Source organism: Chromohalobacter sp. HP20-39, from assembly GCF_033052815.1.
Lineage (GTDB): Bacteria > Pseudomonadota > Gammaproteobacteria > Pseudomonadales > Halomonadaceae > Chromohalobacter.
The window spans coordinates 486849-504148 of record NZ_JAWHTP010000003.1 but is presented as its reverse complement, the minus strand read 5'-3'; the positions used below and the strand labels follow the sequence as shown (position 1 = coordinate 504148).

Here is a 17300-nt window from a genome sequence, read left to right as displayed (position 1 = left end):
GAAGTGGCGTGCGTGAAGCTTTCTATTCGAGCAATCGAATAGCGCCTTCTATCGCCATACTCGGCCCACTTCATCTACGTCGAAGCGAATAGATATAAACGATGGCCAAGTCCGAATCGGCAACCAACAAGCGCGGCAAGTCCCTATGGCTCATAGGACTGCTGCTCGTCCTGTTCTCAGTCGGTAGCTCCATTGGCGTTTACCTGCTCATGGACTCGCGTCAGGAAGCGTCAGCCAACGAGAAACCGAGCGAGCCCGAAGAAGCACCGGCCCCTATTTTCGTCAAGATCGAGCCGTTCACGGTCAACTTGCAACACGACGAATACAGTAACCGACTGCTCTATGTCGGCCTTTCTCTGCAGGTGGGCGACAAGAAGACGAAAGAGATCCTGCAGCAATACATGCCGGAAGTGCGCAGCCGTTTGCTGATGTTGCTTTCCAGCCAGGAGGCCGAGGTCCTTATCAAGCCCGAAGGCAAGCAACGTCTTGCCAATCAGATTCTGGCGTCGTTCGACGAACCGCTGGCCGAGCCGCAGCCGCCTCTGGACGTCACCGGCGTGCTATTTTCCGAATTCATTGTGCAATAAGACAACATGTCCCAAGACGATCTGCTCTCGCAGGAAGAGATCGACGCGCTCCTAAAGGGCGTGAGCGGTGACGAAGAAAGCGCGAAGGAAGACGATACTTCGCGTCAGGGAAAGGTGCGTCCGTTCGATCCCGCCAAGCAGCATCGCATCATTCGCGAGCGGCTCCATGCGCTGGATATCATCAACGAACGCTTCGCCCGTCAGTTCCGCGTGGCGCTTTTCAACCTGATGCGGCGTAGCGCCGACATCACGGTGGAAAGCGTTCGCTATCAAAGCTATAGCGAGTTCTCGCGCAACCTGCCGGTGCCCACCAATCTCAACTTGATCACCATGAAGCCGTTGCGAGGCTCGGCGCTGGTGGTGTTCCCGCCCAGCCTGGTCTTCATGGTGGTCGACAACCTGTTCGGCGGCGACGGGCGCTTCCTCACCAAATCCGAGGGGCGAGAATTCACGCGCACCGAACAGCGCATCATCCATCGCATGCTCAAGCTGGCGCTGGATGGTTACAGCGAATCGTGGAAATCGGTCTATCCGCTGGAAATCGAATACACGCGTTCGGAACTCCAGGTGAAGTTCGCCAACATCACCAACTCGCCGAACGAGATCGTCGTCAACAGCACTTTCCATGTCGAGGTCGGCAATCTCTCCAGCGAGTTCAACATCTGTATTCCCTACTCGATGATCGAGCCGATCCGGGATACGCTCGCCAGCCCGCTGCACGACACGCATCCCGACGAGGAACAGCAGTGGGAGGCGCGCATGGCTCAAGAAATTCGTCACTCGGACGTGGAATTGACCGCCGATTTCGTCGACATCCCCTTGCGCCTGCGGGATGTCACCCAACTCTCGGTGGGCGACATCATCCCCATCGAATTACCCGAGGCGGTGAATGTCAGCGTCGATGGCATTCCCGTGATGACATGCGATTACGGCAGCCAGAAATCCCAACGCGCGTTGCGCGTTCGGCACCTCATCGAACACGGCTCGAGCCAAGTTGCAGCGAAGGATCCGAAAGATGACTGATTCCAAGAACCCCGATCAGAAAGGCACCGAGGACGAGTGGGCCGAGGCCATGGCGGAACAGAAAGATGCCGCCACGGATACCGATGAGAGTGCCGCCGATGCAGAAGAAGACCTGTGGGCGGCGGCAATGGCCGAGCAAGAAGCGACCGAGGATGACGCGCCAAGCGCTGAGGCTGCTTCGGACACCAGCGCGTCACGCGCGCAAAACGCCGAACACCAAGTGTTCAAGCAGCTCGACGAAGGAGTCGCCGGCACGACCCCGCGTGACCTCGATCTGATCATGGATATCCCGGTCAAGCTGAGCGTGGAGCTGGGACGCACCCGCATCACTATCAAGCAGTTGCTCGAACTTGCCCAAGGCTCGGTGATCGAACTGGATGGCCTGGCCGGCGAACCCATGGATATTCTCATCAATGGCTATCTGATCGCGCAAGGGGAAGTCGTGGTCGTGGATGACAAGTACGGCATCCGCATCACCGAGATCATCACCCCCTCGGAACGCGTCAAAAAGCTGAACAAATGAGTGTCGCCGACAGCGCACGCGAGGCGGCCATCTCGCTCAACGGTAGCGATGAAGCCGCCATGGGCATGGCGTGGGTAGGCAAGGCCACCCTCTCTCTGGCGTTGATCGTCGCCATCATCCTGCTGTGTGCCTGGCTGCTGCGCCGGCTGACGCCGGGGCGCCTGCGTGCGTCCCAGCACGTCAAGGTAGTATCCAACACCGCAGTCGGACAACGCGAGCGTGTGACCATCGTCGAAATCGATGGACGCTGGCTAGTACTCGGTGTCGGCGGCAACCAGGTCAACCTGCTCAAGGACATGCCGGCCGCCGAGAAAAGCGACGCGCCGACGCCCCCAGCACCGCTCAGCGGAAGCTTCGCCCAGCGCTTCCGCCAGGCGTTGGCGCAGAATATCGGCCGCAAATCGCCTGACTACACCGCCTCGCGATCTCAGGATGCCGCTACTGCGGACAAGGAATCCGATCGATGAACGTCGTTGCCATGCTCAACCGGATAGACGTCGCCGTCATGCTGCGTCGAAGCCTGGCGCTACTGTTGCTGGCCTGGCCCGCGCTGGGCTGGGGACAGGAAATTTCCGGCATCGTCAGCGAACCCACGGGCGACGGGGGTCAGCGCTGGTCACTGAGCCTGCAGACACTGCTCCTGCTCAGCTCATTGGCCTTCTTGCCTGCGTTGCTGCTGGGGATGACCTGCTTTACCCGCATCATCATCGTGCTCAGCCTACTGCGTACGGCGATCGGCACCCAATCGACACCCCCCAACCAGGTATTGCTAGGCTTGGCGCTTTTCATGACGTTTTTCATCATGTCGCCGGTCATCGACCGTGTGCATGAGCAGGCGTGGGTGCCTTTTTCCGAGGATCAGATAAGCCTTCAGCAAGCCCTGCAGCAAGGCAGCCAACCATTTCGCGAGTTCATGTTCGGCCAGACGCGTGAAGCCGATTTGGCGCTCTTTGCGCGCATGGCCGATGCCGGTGAAATGCAGGGCCCCGAAGATGTCCCGATGCGCCTGTTGGTGCCGGCCTTCCTGACCAGCGAACTCAAGACCGCTTTCCAGATCGGCTTCAGTATCTTCATTCCGTTTTTGATCATCGACCTGGTAGTGGCCAGTGTGCTGATGGCACTCGGGATGATGATGGTGCCACCGGCAACGATTTCCCTGCCCTTCAAGCTAATGCTGTTCGTGCTCGTCGATGGCTGGCAGCTACTGATCGGCTCACTGGCCGAAAGCTTTTATATGTAAACTGCGGGTGGTCGCGTATAGGCCACTGACACCTAAGCAACGCGAGGAGATTCCGCCATGACCCCCGAAATGGTCATGGGGCTGGCTTACCGAGGCATGAAGGTCACCCTCATGCTCGCCGGCCCTCTACTGATGACGGCCTTGTTGATCGGTCTGCTGGTCAGCCTGTTCCAGGCGGCCACCCAGATCAATGAGATGACGCTAACGTTCATCCCCAAGATTCTCGGCGTCGTCGGTGCGTTGGTCATCGCCGGGCCATGGCTGATTCAAACCATCGTCGATTTCACCCAGGAACTGTTTCGGAACCTTCCTGCGATGGTCAGCTAAACGTCCATGGTTCAGGTAACGTTCGACCAGTTGCACGAATGGTTGACGCTATTCTTTTGGCCGTTCGTACGCATCCTCGCTTTTCTGGCGGCCTCCCCCTTATGGAGCCAGCATAGCGTACCGCGCCAGGTATCGATTGTGCTCGGGGCGCTGATTGCCTTTGTCATCGCCCCCGCTTTGCCGCCAATGCCCGATACCCCCATCGTCTCGATCGGTGGCCTGGGCATTCTCATGCAGGAGATGTTGATCGGGATCGCCATGGGCATGGTTCTGCGCGTAACCATCGCCGTGGTCCAGGCCGCCGGCGAGTTCATCGGCCTGCAAATGGGACTAGCTTTCGCGACCTTCTTCACCCCAGGCGTTGGCAACAGCATGGTGCTATCGCGCATCTTTCAGATGATCACCCTGCTCATGTTCCTGGCACTCAATGGGCATTTGATGACGCTGGAGATTCTCGCCAATTCCTTCCAGACCCTACCGGTCGGCGGTCCCAGAGTGGATGCCAGCGCCGGTGAGCTCATCGCCCGCTGGGGGGGCGAGATTTTCACATCCGGCGTACTGATGGCACTGCCCTTGATCGTCTCATTACTGATCATCAACCTGACACTCGGGGTACTCAACCGTGCCTCGCCGCAGTTGTCGATCTTCTCGATAGGTTTTCCCATGACCCTGACCACCGGGGTCGTGTTGCTGATGACGCTGATGCCGGACCTTTTGCGCTTTCTGGAGATCATCTTCAGCGAAAGCCTGAACACCATGCAGGAAGTGGTGCAACGCTTGGCGGGCGGCTAGATGTTCTATCTATCAAAACTTGCCTTTAGGTAGAATCTGAAACGCCACGTCCTGACGAACGTGGCGTTTGGCTTTCAGGCAGGATTTACGTGCGTAAACACGGTGCTGCGTTCAGGGTGACCTGGTTCACAGATACTGGAACAGTGACATCTTCTGAATATCGGCGAACGACTTCTGCGATGCCTGCAGACCTACCTTACTGAGCATGTAATCGGAGATCGCCGAGTTGTAGTCCAGATCGACCAGATCGGAGCGTGTCTGCTCGTAGGCAAGTTCGCGGTTGCCACCCACATCGTCTAGAGCGTCCAGTTCGTTCATGCGCGCACCGACCGAGGCCCGCGTGGTCAGCACGTTATCCAGCGAGGCGTCCAGCTTGCGACTGGCGGTAGACAGGGTGTTATCCAGCGCCGCCTGGTCGGCATCGGTATCGACGGGCTGACGCAGCGCATTGATGGTATCGCCGATGGTCTTGAACAAGCTGGCCTGCTCATTGCTCATCTCGCCACCCGGCGTGACAGTAAACGAATCACCGCCTGCCGGCTCGCCTTCCAGCGTCAACGCCATGCCACCAAATTCGATGGTCTCACCATCGGTGTACGCCACATTGGTCTGGTCGGTAAACTCCGGCCCGTTGCTTGCAATGTCGTAGGTGCCATCGCCATTGAAGGTGATATCGAATGTTTCACCATGCGCGGGATCGTCAGCATTGCGTACATCCGGCCCCGTGAAGGTGACGCTGCCCGTGTTGGCATCACCGGCCTCAGCGATGTATTCGCTACCCGACGAGAAACTCATGAACACATCGGTGCCGGTATCGTTGGTCGCCATGAGCCGCTCGGCATCCACTTTCTGCTGCTTGGTACCCTGATCGCCTTCATAACTGATGGTATCGACACCCGCGCCGGTATCGGTCCGCGAGAAGGCCTTGGCATTGTCCTGATAGCCGCTGAACAAGTAAGTGCCATTACCGTCAGTGGTATTGGAAAGCCCCACCAGCGTTTCGAACTTACCCTCGAGATCCGAGGCCAGCGATTGGCGATCAGCATCACTCAAGGTACCGTTACCGGCCTGTACGATCAGCGACTGAGCCGATGTAATGGCATCGCTGACACTAGAAAGGACACTTTCCTCCTGCCCCAGGGCATTGCGCGCCGTCGTGCGGCTACTTTCCTGCTGCGCATTGACCGCCAACGACTGCGACACACTGACCGCCCGAGAGGCAGCGCGCGGATCGTCGGATGGGTTCACCACCCGCTTGCCAGACGCAATCTGCTGTCCGATCTCGGTAAAATCGCTTTGCTGGCGATTCATTGCCGAAACGCCTTGCTCGTACATCGTCACGGTGCTGATACGCATCTTTGCTTACCTCGTCACCACGCTGTGTTCACCCAGCGTCATATTGTCTTCGCGAACGTTATCTTCAAGAACGCACCCCAACCGTCATGGCCTTGATAGCGTCGTTCTACCGGCTTTATCAACGCAACTGCAGCACCGAATCGAGGACGGTCGACCCTACGTCGATGACCCGGGCATTGGCTTGGTAATACTGCTGATAGCGCATCAGGTTGGCGTATTCTTCATCCAGGTTCACGCCCGACTCGGACTGCTGATACTCACGCAATTGCTCGGTGAGCCCCGATTGCGCGTCCAGATTGACCTGCGTGATATTGGTGGTGTTCCCAACGTCATTGACCAGAGACGCGTAAGCATCGCTGATCGACGAGGTGCCTCCGACGATCTTCTGGCTCTGCAAGTCGAGCAGCGCCAGTGCATTTTCATTATTGCCGCTACCGCCTGCGTTACTTGCGGCGGCGATCTCCGCGCCCTCACTGATCGCCACTTCGAAATCCTGAGACGCGGTGCGCGTCGGCTGCAACATAAAGGAATCGCCTTCCTGCGCAGTGCCGGAGATATTCAATGTCATGCCATCGAGCTGAACATCGCCGCTGGCATCCGGCGTCAAGGTTGTCGTATCACCGTCCGATAGTTTCTCGGCTTGATACTCTCCTCCCGAGTAGGTGATCCGGTAATCGCTCGAGGTCAGTTTATTGACGTCGCTATATTCGGCGGTGATCGCCCCATTGCCGTCATTTTGGCTATTGGTCATCACGCGCGGCGAGCCGATATCGAAGAAGGCTTTGCCAGCGTCGCCGTTGAGATCCTTGCCACTTTCATGCACGGCGTTGAATTCCGAGCCCAGCACCACCGTCATGCGGCCGAGCTGATTCTGCACGCTATCCAGCGTCTCGTTGCGGAACGACAACAAGCCACCCAGTTCGCCGTTCTCAAAAGCGCTATCATCGATCTGGTTGACGTTTCCCCCGGCATCGCGATAGCCGATCACGGTACGCGACGGGTCCTCATTGGAGGCTACCGCCTCGAGGTCGTAGCTCCTGGTGCCCGAGACCAGCGGCTGGCCATTTTCCAGGTTGATGTTGTAGGTCTTGCCATCCTGAACGTTCAGCTCGGCCCCCACCAACTCATTGAGATCGGCAACCAACTTGTCGCGCTTGTCGAGCAGCGTATTGGGCTCTTCGCCACCGGACTTGGCACGTGCCTGAGTGATCTGGTCGTTGAGCGAGGCGATCTGCGTGGCGGTGTTGTTGATGTCCGTCACCGCCCCTTCGAGCTGGCCATTGAGGCTGCTACGCATGTCACTGAGATAAGAGTCGAACGAACGAAACTGCGCCGCCATCGACGAGGCCGAGCCCAGCACGCCCTCGCGAGCTGCAGGATCGGATGCCGCGCCGGAAAGATCGTCAAGGCTGGAGAAGAAATCCTGAACCAGGGGCGCAAGCCCCGCATCGCTATCGGCCAGCAGATTATCGATCTGAGAGACCTGGCTCTGATAACTCTTGAGGGCGCTTTTCTGGCTGTTGGCGTCGTTGTACTGCTCGGTGACGTAGCTGTTGAATTGGCGCTGCACCTCGTCGACCGAGACCCCGGTCCCCGTCGAGCCGTTGCTATAGCTTTCCCCCAGGATCGTCACCTGACGATTGTAGCCCTCGGTGTAGACGTTGCTCAGGTTGTTGCTGGTCGTCGACAACGCTGTCTGGGCAGCACTGAGGCCACTCAGTCCAATCGAGAAAATGCTCATGACACCTTTTCCTGGCTAGGGGCACCGGACGCTATCAAGTGTGGCCGGCACGACGAATAGTGATTATTTAGGGTATCGGCCATAGCGCGCGCGACTTGAGGAAAAATCCATGCGGACACTCAAAAAATGCCCGATGGCATGCGCGATATCCCATAGGGATCGGACTCGCCAATCTCGCCGCTCGTGCCGGAGCGTTCAGCGGCACTGGCCAGCGCCGGACCGCTCGCGAGGCCGTCATCGATCTGCGCCATGACGTCGATGACCTTATCGGCATAGTTCGGGTCGGTGGCATACCCACCGGACTGCAAGGCACGCGCCGCGTTCTCAGGTGTCGATGCTGTGACCACACCCGCATAACGCGGATTGTTACCGATCAACTGAGCGTAGTCCTTGAACGCGGCTTCGAAGGAATCGTAGACACGAAATTCATCGCGCTGTTGGCGGGCACGGCCGTCGACATACTCCGTGGTCATGATGCGCGTGGTATCGCCATCCCAGCTGCTGCCGGCCTTGATGCCGAAGAGGTTATGGCTATTGCCGCCACTGTGGGTGGGAATCTCGCGCTCCCCCCAGCCCGTTTCCAGCGCTGCTTGCGCCAGGATCAGTGACGCAGGGACTCCGCTCGCCTGGGCAGCCGCCTCGGCGGGCTCACGCAAGCGTGACAAGAACTCTTCGACATGCGGCGCCGTGCGTGTCTCGCCCGTGTCGGCCTCCGCCCCCGTTGGCCGTGTCTCGCGATTTGCCGCCACATCCGGCGGCGTCGAACGTGAAGATGACGCTTCGTCGGCCTGCGTCGCGGCATTCTCCTTGGGACCCCCATCCTCCTTGGGAATTACCGGATCGCTCAGCACTTTTGGCGTTCCCCGCGGGATGCCGGCAATCAGATCGCTGCGCGTGACGTCGTCATCGCGACCGACGATCCCTCTGCCCTGCAGCTGCTCGACCAGCATGTCCGAGAGCCCAATGTTTCCCGTGAGCTTCTGTGCCCATTGCTTGTCGAGCATGGAGGTGTAGGTGTCGGTCTCATTGCTACTGAGCAGATCGGACTGCGGAATCGCGTCACGCATGCTCTTGAGCATCATCTGCAGGAATACCGCCTCGAACTGGTCCGCCGCCTGAGAAAGCCCCTTCTCGGGCGAATGGCTGGCGGTATGCTTGAGCCGCGACAACGACTGCACATCGAGGGCGAACTGGTTTCTAAGTCCATCGACACTCATTAGATGATCTCCAGCTCCGCATTGAGCGCACCCGCCGACTTCAGCGCCTGCAAGATCGACATCAGATCCTGCGGAGACGCCCCCAGCGCGTTGAGCGCATTGACGACATCCATGAGGTCGGCGCTGGTATTGACCATTTGCAGTGCGCCGCCTTCTTGTTGGACCGTGATGTCCGCATTCGGCACGACCACGGTCTCGCCTTCTCCCAGCGGGTTGGGCTGGCTGACCTGCGGGTTGGAATCGATGGTCACCGACAGATCACCGTGCGCCACCGCCGCACGATCCAGCGTCACCTTGCGGTTGAGGACCACCGAACCGGTACGCGAATTGACGATCACCTTGGACGGCCCTTGGCTAGGCGTGACATTCAAGTTCTGGACCCGTGCCATGAAGTTGACCCGTGAATTGCTGTCGCTGGGCGAATTCAGGCGAATCAAGCGACCATCCATCGCTGCTGCCACGGGCGAACCGAACTCAGCGTTGATGGCCTCCACCACGCGCTGGGCCGTCGTGAAATCGGACTTGTCCAGATAAAGATCCAACGTACCATCACGCCGCCCCAGGCGCAGGGCCACGGATTTCTCGACGGTGGCACCACCGGGAATACGCCCGGCCGTCGTATGGTTGACCTGAACACTGCTGCCTGCCTGCTGGGCACTGATGCCACCGACCAGCAAATTGCCCTGTGCCATCGCGTACACATTGCCATCCACCCCGCGCAAGGGCGTCATCAGCAAGGTGCCGCCACGCAAGCTGTCGGCGTTCCCCATCGACGACACGGTAATGTCCATTTCCTGCCCTTGGCGGGCAAACGGAGGCAGTTGCGCGGTGACCATGACCGCTGCCACGTTCTGCAACTGCATGTTAGTGCCTTCCGGAATACTCACACCCAACTGCGATAACATGTTGATCAACGTCTGGCCGGTAAACGGCGTCTGCGTCGTCTGGTCACCGGTGCCATCCAACCCCACGACGAGCCCGTAGCCCACCAACTGGTTCTCGCGGACTCCCGCGAAGCTTGCCAGATCACGTATGCGCTCGGCCTGCGCGGGGACGGCGCAGACGCCACACAACAACAGCACGCCCATCCAACGCAGCAATTTTCTCATGACGTATCTCATCCTCATCAGAAAGGCGCAATGTTCAGCCAGAGACGCTGGAGCCAACCCATGTGCTGCGCCTCGTTGATGTAGCCATCGCCCACGTATTCGATACGCGCGTCGGCCACCTGCCCCGAGGGCACGGTATTCTGCGTCGTCACCGACAGCGGATCGACGACCCCCGAGAAGCGGATGTATTCGGTCCCCTGATTGATGGCGATGCGTTTCTCGCCACGAATCTGAAGGTTCCCATTGGGCAGAATATTCACCACCGTCGCTGTCAGGGTCCCGGTGAAGGTATTGCTGGCACTCGACCCGCCACTACCTTCGAAGTCGTTGGTGCCCGAGACATCCAGACCGTTGTCCTCGAGGAAGCTCATCAGGTCGGGAATCGTCTCCAGATCCAGCCCCATGCTGCTTTCACGACTGGCGCTGGAGGAAGAGTCCTTGCTGGCACTGACATCCTCGTTGATCGTGATCGTGATGATGTCGCCGATCTGACGCGGGCGCCGATCCTGAAAGAGTGGATGAAAGCCACCGCGGGCCTGATAAATGGCACCGTTGGGCGTGGCAAGCGAGGGATCGGGATATGAGATCGGCTGAGCCTCGGGCACCACCGATTCATGCGGCAACTGCGCACAACCGCCCATGATCAACAGCACGACCAGGCACAGCACACGCGCCGACATGCCAAACCCACCGCAACCGGACATCCATCCGACCATCGTCCATCGCGATTCATCATCATCGGCCACGTCCACGTTCGACCCTCTCTCCACGTCCATTTCCGTCACGACGCTACTCCTCACAGCTGCGTCAGGCGCGACAGCATCTGATCGGAGGTTTTCACCGCCTTGCTGTTGATTTCATAGGCACGCTGGGTCTCGATCATGCTGACCATCTCTTCCACCACATTGACGTTGGAGGTTTCGACATAGCCTTGATACAGCCGCCCCGCCCCCTCCATGCCCGGAATCAGGTCGTTACGTGGTCCCGAGGCATCGGTCTGCTGATACAGGTTTTCCCCCATGCTCTGCAGCCCGGCGGGGTTGATGAACTTGGAGAGCATGATCTGCCCGACTTCCTGCGTCGCGGTGTCACCGGGCTGCGTCACCGATACCGTGCCATCCTGAGCCACTGTCACCGACAACGCGTTCTCGGGAATCACGATGGGCGGATCGAGCGGATAGCCACCCGCAGTGACCATCTGGCCGTTTTGGTCGATCTGGAAGCTACCGTCACGGGTATACGACGTCGTACCGTCAGGCATTTGCACGGCGAAGAAACCGTCGCCGTTGATCGCCAGATCCTTGGAATTATCGGTATTCTGCAGGCCGCCTTGAGTATGCAAACGCTCGGTGGCGACCGGACGCACCCCGGTACCCACCTGCAGGCCGGAAGGCAGCGTATCCACCGCCGATGCCTGAGCACCGGGTTGGCGCACGTTTTGGTAAAGCAGGTCCTCGAACACCGGCCGCGAGCGCTTGAAACCGTTCGTCGACACGTTGGCGAGGTTGTTGGAAATCACGTCGAGCTTGACCTGTTGAGCTTCAAGCCCCGTCTTGGCGGTCCACAGCGATCTAATCATGGCGTTTACCTGTTATGCGGGCACCGAGCGGACGGTGCCGAGAATTCGATGGCGCGCGACGCGTCATGTCACCTGCGCGTCGTTACGCTTGAACGGACAGCAGGCTATTGGCACGTTGCGCGTTCTGATCGGCGCTCTCGATCACCTTCATCTGCATGTCGTAACGACGCGCGCCGTCGATCATGGAAACCATGGCATCCGTGGCGCTGACATTACTGCCTTCCAGCACGCCGGACTGCAGCCGCGCCTCCTCATCCAGGGGCTGCGGCGGCGCCATTTCGGCCCCTTCTCCCGGCGGCAGGCGGAACCAGCCATCGTCGCCGCGCTTCAATGCTTCCAAATCCGGCGTGACCAGTTTCAAGCGCCCGATCGGCGCGACTTCATCGGGATTGGCCCCGGCTTGGATCACACTGACCGAGCCATCAGCACCGATGGAGAAGTCCGCATCCGGCGGGACCATCATCGGGCCTTGTTCGCCCATCACCGGCTGTCCCTTGACGGTCAACATGCCGTCCGCGCTGACCTGGAGATCGCCACGTTTGGTATAGGCTTCACCGCCTTGCGGATCCTGAATGGCGAGGAAGGCATCGCCTTGCATGGCGACGTCCAAACGCCGACCGGTGGCATTCATATAGCCCGGCGAAAAGTCCGTGCCCGGCGTGGTCGCCGCCACCGTGGTACGCGTATCCAGGCGGCCATCGCCTTCCACCGGTACCGCCCGCATCGCATCGAGTTCGGCGCGGAACCCCGGCGTCGAGACGTTGGAAAGGTTGTGGCTAATCACCGCCTGCTGGCGCATCGCTTGGCTGGCGCCGCTAGCGGCGGTATAGATAATCCGATCCATGCTGATCGTCCTGCTCGACTCACAACGAATGAAGCCGGCCGCAACGGCCGGCCGACTCAAGGCTTAACGCAAGTTGTTGACTTCTTTCATCACATCGGACTGCGTCTGGATGGCATTGGTATTGGCCTGGAAGTTGCGCTGGGCAATGATCATGTCCACCAACTCCTGCGTCAGGTCGACGTTGGAGGCCTCCACGGTGCCCGACTCCAGGCTCCCGAGCTGACCGGTACCCGCCTGGCCTGTCAGTGCCGCGCCGGAGGCTTCGGTGGCCGTCCACAGGTTGTCGCCCTCCGGCGTCAGGCCTGCAGGGTTGCGGAAATTGGCCATGCCGATGGTGCCGACTTCGCCGCTATTGCCGTTGGAATAGTTGGCCATGATATTACCGTTCTCGGTGATATCCACGCCTACGAAACTACCTGAGGTATAACCGTCCTGAGCAAAGCTTCTTAGCTCGAATTCGGAACCGTACTGGGTGTTGTCTTCTAGATTAATGTCGAAGTTCATCGGCGCGGCCCCCGTACCCAAGGCCGCAGTTGATGCCGTAGCGTTAATAACGCCTCCGCCTGTCAGGGCACCACTGCCGGGATCAAACGTCATATTATTACTTGTACCTACTACCTGGCCTTCCATGACAGCGTTGGCACTCCATGTGTTATCTGCAGTCTTGGTGTAATAAAGACTCAGATCATGTCCCACGCCTAGAGCATCATAGACAGTGCCGGCATTGGTCACATAGTTATATGTATCGCTGTCATTTTGATCAAAGCCGGCAGCGATCGTATCCGCCTCGGCATTCAAGTTGAACCCGGCCTGTACGCCAGTATCAGTACCTGTTGCCTGAGCCCCCTGACTAAATTGCGTTATCTGAAGCGGCTCGCCCTGCTGATTGGTCAGACGTGCGCCCTGGGCATTCTCGAAATAGCCATCGGCGCTCATGGTCAACTGGCCGTTACGCGAATAGGCCATTTGCTCATTCTGCGAAAACTGGAAGAACCCGTCGCCGGCAATGGCCAGGTCGAGCGCCCTACCGGTAGACTCAAGACTCCCCGTAGTGAAGTCTTGCACTGTGTCCGAAACACGCGTGCCAAGGCCTTTACTGTTGGCGTAGATATCCGCGAACTGCACCGATGAGCTTTTGAAGCCGACGGTCTGCGAGTTGGCGATATTGTTGCCGATGGTGTCCAGCTGCGATGAGGCCGCGTTGACCCCGCTCAATGACTGTGAAAAGCCCATTATTCCTTCCCCGCGTTATAAATTAGTGGCGTCAAAACAGCGTAAAATCGTGATCAAAGGATCTGGCGCACGTCCTCGAGAGCGACGCTATCGGAGGTTCCCAAATCGAGGGTCGGCCCGCTTTCGCCCGACGTCACGCCCTGTACCAAGGCATAATTGAGCGGCGTGACGGGGACTTTCTCACCGCCGACCTTGGCCGTCATCTCGACGTTATAAGCGCCCTCGGCCACGGCATTGCCATCCAGCCCAGTGCCCGGCCAATCAAAAGCTTGCACCCCCGCCGGCACGTTTTCCTCGACACTCTGGTGAACCACCTGGCCGGCGCCGTTGGTGATGGTGATCTCGAGCTCATCGGCCCCCGTTGCCAGTTCGGCGCCCAGCGGCGTGGCCACGGCGCTGCCGTCCTCGGCTCTACCCACGCGCACGGTATCGCCCGGCACCATCACGCCTTGACCGATCAACGATGACGCCTGCAACGTCTTGCCGGCATCGATCTGATCGTTGATCTTGCCCAGCGAGTCGTTGAGCTCCTGAATCCCGCTGACCGTGTTGATCTGTGCCAACTGCGCGGTCATCTGCGAGTTGTCCATCGGCTTCGTCGGATCCTGGTTCTGCATCTGCGTGATCAACAACGTCATGAAGCGATCGTTGAGATCCTGAGCAGATTTCTCGCCGGTGGTACGAGTAGTCTCGTTCGCAGCGTTGGCGTTGGGCGTGCCGTTGATCGTGGCAAGCGTATTACTGCCGATGACGGGGCTAGCCATGTCTGTCTCCGTTAACCTTGTCCGATGGTGAGCGTCTGACGCATCAGTGACTTGCTGGTGTTCATGACCTCGACGTTGGCTTGGTAGGAGCGCGACGCCGCGATCATGTCGACCATTTCGTCGACCGGGTCGACGTTGGGCATGGCCACGTAGCCCTCTTCATTCGCCAAGGGGTGTTCGGGGCGGTACTCCATGCGGGGAGGCGCGTCGCTCTCGACCACCTCGGTGGCACGCACGCCCCCCAGCTCGCTGCCGCCTTGCGACTGTGCCTGAAACATGACGTGCTTGGCGCGATACGGTTCGCCATTGGGTCCGGCCACGCTGTCGGCGTTGGCCATGTTGCTGGCGGTGGCATTCATGCGCTGAGACTGCGCACTCATCGCCGAAGAAGATATTTCGAAAATGCTGAACATAGACATAGCGATTCCTTACCTTGCAGGCTGCATGGCAGCTTTGATGCCTTGAATTTTGCTGGTCAAGATCGTCGTATTGGCTTGATAACGCAGTGCGTTGTCGGCGAACGCGGCGCGTTCGCGATCCATGTCAACGGTATTGCCATCCAGGCTCGGCTGCTCGGGAACGCGATACAGAAGGTCCTGAACACCGCCCCCCCCTGTCGCCTGAGCGGGGATGTGGCGCGCGGACGTCGTGGTGAGCGACAAGCCACCCCCGTGGCCGCTGCCACCGGATTGCATGGCGCGATCCAGCTCCGCCGAGAAGTCGAAATCACGCGCCTTGTAATTCGGCGTATCGGCATTGGCGATATTGTTGGCCAATACCTTCTGGCGCTCGTGGCGAAGGCCAAGTGCCTCCTGGTGGTAATCCAGGTAGCCTGCAAGCTTGTCAATCATGCCCTGTGTCCCTGTCATCGCGTTCGTGTCGCGGTTCGTTCCCCTTCGCTAGACATGGGGAAATGTGCACGATGCAGAATAGCCGCGCCGCCGTCACGGCAAACGACTAAACAGGCCGACATTTGAGCGCCATTTCCACCGTTGCTCGTTGCGGTGTCGCACTAGAATCGTGCCATCGGCTTTCGACCTGACTCTCTTTCAGGTTCACTCAAGGGCTCCGGCAATGCAGCGCATCGTTGGCAAGACAATTCGAGCACTTAACAGCACATGCCTGTTCAGCGGATTCGTTGGCTTGCTGATGCTCGCGACAACGCCTGCAGCACTCGCCACGCCGGATGACGCCATCGCCCAAGCCACCCAACGCTTTCTGATGAGCCAGGCCGCGTCCCTGGGGAATGATATCGGCGTCGAGATTCTCAGCGAGACCGCTCGCTTCCCCGAGTGTCACTCACCGCAGCCCTTCTTGCCCCGCGAGGGCATTCCGCAAGGCCGGGTCATGGTCGGGGTACGGTGCAGCAACGATGAACGAGTGCGCTATGTGCAAGCACGCGTTTCAGCCAGCGTCCGTTTCCTGGTAGCCGCCACGGCCATTCAGCGCGGCGAACGCCTCACCGCCGACATGCTCGACTGGGAGCGCGCCGATATCTCGCGCCGGCCACGCAATGCCCTCGACGATCCACGCCAAGCCGTCGGCAAGGTCGTCATGCAGCGTCTCGTCAAGGGTATGGCATTGCAAAGTGATAGGCTGCGTCAGCCCTACCTCGTCCATCGCGGCGACCCCGTGACCCTCATCGCCAAGGGTGAGGGCTTCTCGGTAACCCGCGAGGGCGAAGCGTTGAACAATGGCGGCAAGGGCGACTCGATCCGCGCCCGGATGCCGGATGGAAAAGTACTTCAAGGCCAGGTAGACGCCCGGGGAAGACTCACGATAGGTTACTGATAGATGTGTCAACAGACGCTATAATGCCAGCAGCGTGGCAGTGATCGACCTTTTTCAAAAAGGTACGCTCAATGCCCTACAGTTTTTGCCACCGTGGCCGATGAAGGGTACAAGCCCGCGCTGCAAGAGAGTTCAATTGTGAAAATTTCCAATCTACATCCGCCGACTCAAACCACTCCGAGTGAACAGGGTGACGCCGCCCAGCGCACACGCCGTGGCGATGACACCGCACAAGCGGGCACCCCGGCAAGCATCACCACGTTGAGTCAAAGCAACGAAGCCGACACCAGCCAGGACATCGATACCGCTCGTGTCGATGAGATCCGCCAGGCCATCAGCGACGGCCAACTGGAACTCGACACCGGCAAGATCGCCGATGGCTTGATCGACAGCGTCCGCGACCTGCTCGGCGACACGCCAGAGCGTTGATGCCTAACCCGCGGGCTTGCCAAGAAAGCAACACATAAAGGAACAAGGACCCATGTCGCTCGCCGAAACCCTGGACCGCCAACTCGACGCCATGCAGCGCTTCGTCGCCTTGCTGCGCGAGGAGCGGCAATCTTTGTCTCAGGGCGAGATCGACGGTCCCGAGCTGGAACGCCTCGCCGAGGCGAAGTCCCTGGTCGCCACCGAGCTGGAAACGCTCGACGCCGAACGCCGCCGACTCCTGCATGAACAGGGCCATGGCGACGGCCGCCAAAGCGCCGAGCGTGCCGCCACCGAGGCGCAGCGACAAGACAGCTGGCAACAGCTTCGCAGTACCGGTGAAGAAGCTCGCCAGCTCAACCGCATCAACGGCTTGCTGGCCATGAACCGCATGGAACAGAACCAGCGCATGCTCAACTTCCTGAAAGAAGCCGCCGGCAGCACGATGTACGAAGCCGACGGGCGCTCACGGCACAAGGGACTCAACCGCATCAGCTCGCGGGTATAGCACGGGCTCAATCGACTCCCCTGCCAAGCACTGCCACCTTACTCCCCTCGCCTTGCGTGCAGGCTGAGAAATCGCTCCATATGAACCATACTGATGGCATGCTCATCGTCTAATGGGAGCCTGCCCACTATGGACCTTGTCGCCGTTGCCCTCAGCCTGCTGATAATCCGCCTCGCGCTACCCTCTGATACCCCAAAGAGTTCATGCGCTCACATGCCGCGACTTCACCGACCGCGACAT

The 17300-nt window shown here is 59.4% G+C and carries 21 protein-coding genes; 10 read left to right on the top strand and 11 right to left on the bottom strand.

What is annotated here, in order from left to right:
* Positions 1 to 101: 101 nt before the first annotated feature.
* From fliL to fliR, 7 genes are read left to right on the top strand one after another with little or no spacing between them, the layout of a single operon-like run.
* Entirely contained in the window at positions 102 to 587 is a 486-nt protein-coding gene (fliL, locus tag RVY79_RS09035) for a flagellar basal body-associated protein FliL (protein WP_317463792.1), read from the top strand.
* Positions 588 to 593: 6 nt separating this feature from the next.
* A complete protein-coding gene (gene fliM / locus RVY79_RS09030; RefSeq protein ID WP_317463791.1) occupies positions 594 to 1610 on the top strand; it encodes a flagellar motor switch protein FliM in 1017 nt (338 codons plus the stop codon).
* The gene (fliN, locus tag RVY79_RS09025; RefSeq protein ID WP_317463790.1) at positions 1603 to 2133 is read left to right on the top strand and encodes a flagellar motor switch protein FliN; all 531 of its coding nucleotides are present in this window, start codon (positions 1603 to 1605) and stop codon (positions 2131 to 2133) included. The genes fliM and fliN overlap by 8 nt, the downstream gene beginning before the upstream one ends.
* Positions 2130 to 2600 (top strand): flagellar biosynthetic protein FliO, encoded by a 471-nt coding sequence (fliO, locus tag RVY79_RS09020; RefSeq protein ID WP_317463789.1) that lies wholly within the window; start codon positions 2130 to 2132, stop codon positions 2598 to 2600. The genes fliN and fliO overlap by 4 nt, the downstream gene beginning before the upstream one ends.
* Complete coding sequence (gene fliP, locus RVY79_RS09015) at positions 2597 to 3373, top strand: flagellar type III secretion system pore protein FliP (RefSeq protein ID WP_411161715.1); 777 nt, start codon at positions 2597 to 2599, stop codon at positions 3371 to 3373. Before fliO ends, fliP begins: the two co-directional genes overlap by 4 nt.
* Positions 3374 to 3430: 57 nt before the next feature.
* On the top strand, positions 3431 to 3700 hold the full coding sequence (gene fliQ / locus RVY79_RS09010; protein ID WP_317463788.1) for a flagellar biosynthesis protein FliQ: 270 nt from the start codon (positions 3431 to 3433) through the stop codon (positions 3698 to 3700).
* A gap of 6 nt (positions 3701 to 3706) precedes the next feature.
* Positions 3707 to 4492 carry a flagellar biosynthetic protein FliR gene (gene fliR / locus RVY79_RS09005; RefSeq protein WP_317463787.1) on the top strand — a complete coding sequence of 262 codons (786 nt, stop codon included), beginning with the start codon at positions 3707 to 3709 and terminating at the stop codon, positions 4490 to 4492.
* Between the two features lie 126 nt (positions 4493 to 4618).
* Here fliR and flgL read toward each other — a convergent pair whose 3' ends face one another.
* The 11 genes from flgL to flgB all read right to left on the bottom strand — a co-directional run bounded on the left by flgL (position 4619) and on the right by flgB (position 15186).
* Entirely contained in the window at positions 4619 to 5848 is a 1230-nt protein-coding gene (gene flgL, locus RVY79_RS09000) for a flagellar hook-associated protein FlgL (RefSeq protein ID WP_317463786.1), read from the bottom strand.
* A 118-nt stretch (positions 5849 to 5966) separates the two neighbouring features.
* Positions 5967 to 7589 carry a flagellar hook-associated protein FlgK gene (gene flgK / locus RVY79_RS08995; protein ID WP_317463785.1) on the bottom strand — a complete coding sequence of 541 codons (1623 nt, stop codon included), beginning with the start codon at positions 7587 to 7589 and terminating at the stop codon, positions 5967 to 5969.
* Between the two features lie 119 nt (positions 7590 to 7708).
* On the bottom strand, positions 7709 to 8806 hold the full coding sequence (gene flgJ / locus RVY79_RS08990; protein ID WP_317463784.1) for a flagellar assembly peptidoglycan hydrolase FlgJ: 1098 nt from the start codon (positions 8804 to 8806) through the stop codon (positions 7709 to 7711).
* Positions 8806 to 9915, bottom strand: a complete 1110-nt coding sequence (locus RVY79_RS08985) for a flagellar basal body P-ring protein FlgI (RefSeq protein ID WP_317463783.1) — start codon at positions 9913 to 9915, stop codon at positions 8806 to 8808. Before RVY79_RS08985 ends, flgJ begins: the two co-directional genes overlap by 1 nt.
* A gap of 17 nt (positions 9916 to 9932) precedes the next feature.
* Positions 9933 to 10595, bottom strand: coding sequence for a flagellar basal body L-ring protein FlgH (locus tag RVY79_RS08980; protein ID WP_317463915.1), 663 nt, complete (start codon positions 10593 to 10595; stop codon positions 9933 to 9935).
* Positions 10596 to 10711: 116 nt separating this feature from the next.
* Positions 10712 to 11494 carry a flagellar basal-body rod protein FlgG gene (gene flgG, locus RVY79_RS08975; protein ID WP_317463782.1) on the bottom strand — a complete coding sequence of 261 codons (783 nt, stop codon included), beginning with the start codon at positions 11492 to 11494 and terminating at the stop codon, positions 10712 to 10714.
* An 82-nt stretch (positions 11495 to 11576) separates the two neighbouring features.
* Positions 11577 to 12338: a flagellar basal body rod protein FlgF gene (locus RVY79_RS08970; RefSeq protein WP_317463781.1), complete on the bottom strand. Its 762-nt coding sequence runs from the start codon at positions 12336 to 12338 to the stop codon at positions 11577 to 11579.
* 63 nt (positions 12339 to 12401) lie between these two features.
* Positions 12402 to 13571, bottom strand: coding sequence for a flagellar hook protein FlgE (locus tag RVY79_RS08965; RefSeq protein ID WP_317463780.1), 1170 nt, complete (start codon positions 13569 to 13571; stop codon positions 12402 to 12404).
* A gap of 53 nt (positions 13572 to 13624) precedes the next feature.
* The gene (locus RVY79_RS08960; protein ID WP_317463779.1) at positions 13625 to 14335 is read right to left on the bottom strand and encodes a flagellar hook assembly protein FlgD; all 711 of its coding nucleotides are present in this window, start codon (positions 14333 to 14335) and stop codon (positions 13625 to 13627) included.
* Between the two features lie 11 nt (positions 14336 to 14346).
* A complete protein-coding gene (gene flgC / locus RVY79_RS08955) occupies positions 14347 to 14754 on the bottom strand; it encodes a flagellar basal body rod protein FlgC (protein ID WP_317463778.1) in 408 nt (135 codons plus the stop codon).
* Between the two features lie 9 nt (positions 14755 to 14763).
* Positions 14764 to 15186: a flagellar basal body rod protein FlgB gene (gene flgB / locus RVY79_RS08950; RefSeq protein WP_317463777.1), complete on the bottom strand. Its 423-nt coding sequence runs from the start codon at positions 15184 to 15186 to the stop codon at positions 14764 to 14766.
* A gap of 223 nt (positions 15187 to 15409) precedes the next feature.
* Here flgB and flgA point away from each other — a divergent pair, with 223 nt between their 5' ends.
* The 3 genes from flgA (at position 15410) to RVY79_RS08935 (ending at position 17060) form a co-directional block, all read left to right on the top strand.
* Positions 15410 to 16126, top strand: a complete 717-nt coding sequence (gene flgA / locus RVY79_RS08945) for a flagellar basal body P-ring formation chaperone FlgA (protein WP_317463776.1) — start codon at positions 15410 to 15412, stop codon at positions 16124 to 16126.
* Positions 16127 to 16264: 138 nt separating this feature from the next.
* The gene (gene flgM / locus RVY79_RS08940) at positions 16265 to 16555 is read left to right on the top strand and encodes a flagellar biosynthesis anti-sigma factor FlgM (RefSeq protein ID WP_317463775.1); all 291 of its coding nucleotides are present in this window, start codon (positions 16265 to 16267) and stop codon (positions 16553 to 16555) included.
* 52 nt (positions 16556 to 16607) lie between these two features.
* Positions 16608 to 17060, top strand: coding sequence for a flagella synthesis protein FlgN (locus RVY79_RS08935; RefSeq protein ID WP_317463774.1), 453 nt, complete (start codon positions 16608 to 16610; stop codon positions 17058 to 17060).
* Positions 17061 to 17300 lie beyond the last annotated feature (240 nt).

Bases quoted from the DNA above. Each gene is read 5' to 3' on its own strand.
- RVY79_RS08960 (WP_317463779.1), bottom strand. From the start codon at position 14,335: ATGGCTAGCCCCGTCATCGGCAGTAATACGCTTGCCACGATCAACGGC.
- flgJ (WP_317463784.1), bottom strand. From the start codon at position 8,806: ATGAGTGTCGATGGACTTAGAAACCAGTTCGCCCTCGATGTGCAGTCG.
- RVY79_RS08970 (WP_317463781.1), bottom strand. From the start codon at position 12,338: ATGGATCGGATTATCTATACCGCCGCTAGCGGCGCCAGCCAAGCGATG.
- flgK (WP_317463785.1), bottom strand. From the start codon at position 7,589: ATGAGCATTTTCTCGATTGGACTGAGTGGCCTCAGTGCTGCCCAGACA.
- fliN (WP_317463790.1), top strand. From the start codon at position 1,603: ATGACTGATTCCAAGAACCCCGATCAGAAAGGCACCGAGGACGAGTGG.
- fliM (WP_317463791.1), top strand. From the start codon at position 594: ATGTCCCAAGACGATCTGCTCTCGCAGGAAGAGATCGACGCGCTCCTA.
- RVY79_RS08935 (WP_317463774.1), top strand. From the start codon at position 16,608: ATGTCGCTCGCCGAAACCCTGGACCGCCAACTCGACGCCATGCAGCGC.
- flgL (WP_317463786.1), bottom strand. From the start codon at position 5,848: ATGCGTATCAGCACCGTGACGATGTACGAGCAAGGCGTTTCGGCAATG.
- flgB (WP_317463777.1), bottom strand. From the start codon at position 15,186: ATGATTGACAAGCTTGCAGGCTACCTGGATTACCACCAGGAGGCACTT.
- fliL (WP_317463792.1), top strand. From the start codon at position 102: ATGGCCAAGTCCGAATCGGCAACCAACAAGCGCGGCAAGTCCCTATGG.
- RVY79_RS08980 (WP_317463915.1), bottom strand. From the start codon at position 10,595: ATGTCGGCGCGTGTGCTGTGCCTGGTCGTGCTGTTGATCATGGGCGGT.
- fliR (WP_317463787.1), top strand. From the start codon at position 3,707: ATGGTTCAGGTAACGTTCGACCAGTTGCACGAATGGTTGACGCTATTC.
- flgC (WP_317463778.1), bottom strand. From the start codon at position 14,754: ATGTCTATGTTCAGCATTTTCGAAATATCTTCTTCGGCGATGAGTGCG.
- flgA (WP_317463776.1), top strand. From the start codon at position 15,410: ATGCAGCGCATCGTTGGCAAGACAATTCGAGCACTTAACAGCACATGC.
- fliP (WP_411161715.1), top strand. From the start codon at position 2,597: ATGAACGTCGTTGCCATGCTCAACCGGATAGACGTCGCCGTCATGCTG.
- flgG (WP_317463782.1), bottom strand. From the start codon at position 11,494: ATGATTAGATCGCTGTGGACCGCCAAGACGGGGCTTGAAGCTCAACAG.
- RVY79_RS08965 (WP_317463780.1), bottom strand. From the start codon at position 13,571: ATGGGCTTTTCACAGTCATTGAGCGGGGTCAACGCGGCCTCATCGCAG.
- RVY79_RS08985 (WP_317463783.1), bottom strand. From the start codon at position 9,915: ATGAGAAAATTGCTGCGTTGGATGGGCGTGCTGTTGTTGTGTGGCGTC.
- fliQ (WP_317463788.1), top strand. From the start codon at position 3,431: ATGACCCCCGAAATGGTCATGGGGCTGGCTTACCGAGGCATGAAGGTC.
- fliO (WP_317463789.1), top strand. From the start codon at position 2,130: ATGAGTGTCGCCGACAGCGCACGCGAGGCGGCCATCTCGCTCAACGGT.